Origin of the sequence: Neptunicoccus sediminis (assembly GCF_001719615.1) — a bacterium.
Lineage (GTDB): Bacteria > Pseudomonadota > Alphaproteobacteria > Rhodobacterales > Rhodobacteraceae > Amylibacter > Amylibacter sediminis.
In genome coordinates, this window is sequence record NZ_MDVX01000026.1 from 1 (window position 1) to 1,188 (window position 1,188).

At 55.8% G+C, this 1,188-nt stretch carries 1 protein-coding gene; it reads right to left on the reverse strand.

The window, feature by feature from the left end:
* The coding region (locus tag BFV97_RS17025) for a thiamine pyrophosphate-dependent enzyme (protein WP_483814930.1) at positions 1-1,188 on the reverse strand (1,188 nt) is incomplete at both ends.

The following is a 1,188-nucleotide window of genomic DNA, read 5'->3' on the forward strand; positions in this document are numbered from 1 at the left end:
TGCCTGCTCCGCGCGAGAAAAAAGCTTGCGGCGGTTCACCCAAGGGCCGAGACTGGTGGTGCCAGTAACATCCGGTGATGAGGTGACGATCCGCACGGCCAGATCACTGTCACGCTTGGACAAGTCATCAAGAATCTTACCGAATGCCATTTGGGTCGAGATTTCTCGCGAGGTGTCGATTTCAATAGCGGGCACGGCCAGCTTGGCATCGCTGTAGCAGCGCGTCCCTTTAGCGAAGAACGGCACTTGTGACAGGAAGTCGCGAAGAGCAACGGGATCGTCAACGGTTGCCATAAGCTCCCATTCCTCCCCTTTTGCAACGGCCATATGAGCCTGCCAATCGGCAAACTGAGTTTTGCTCATCAGCCCGCCGTGGTTGTCTTTGTGACCTGCGATTGGTGTGCCCCAGCCCTTAATTGTATACGCAAGGAAACAGGTCGGGCGGTCATGATCGATGGCATTGAACGTATCGGCCATAGTCTCGACGCAGTTGCCTCCGAGGTTCTCCATCAATTCGGCCAGTTCATCGTCGCTGCGCCGTTCAATCAATGCGCTGACGTCGCCCTGATCACCCAGGTCATCCAAAAGCCGTTTGCGCCAAACAGCCCCGCCCATGTAAGTCAACGCCGAGTATTCTTGGTTCGGGCAATCGTCGATCCAGTCACGCAATTTGTCTCCGGCCGGTTCCTGGAATGCCGCACGCTGCAATGCACCATGTTTGATCCGCACCACGTCCCAACCGAAGGCATCAAAAATCTTCTCGAGACGCTCGAAAAGCCCTTCACGCACGATCCCGTCGAGCGATTGGCGGTTATAGTCGATCACCCACCATGTGTTGCGCAGATCGTTCTTCCAGCCCTCTTGCAAGGCTTCGTATATATTGCCCTCATCCAATTCTGCATCGCCCACCAATGCGACCATGCGGCCCATCGGGGCATCGCCTCCCCAGCTTTTGGCTTTGATGTAATCCTGAATGATGGAAGCAAAGGACGTGATCGCCACACCCAATCCCACCGAACCGGTTGAGAAATCCACATCGTCGATATCCTTGGTGCGGCTGGGGTAGGATTGCACACCACCGAAGCCGCGGAAGTTTTCCATCTTCTCGCGCGTCTGGTTCCCCATGAGATACTGCATCGCGTGGAAAATCGGCGAGGCATGGGGTTTCACAGCCACTCGATCCTCTGG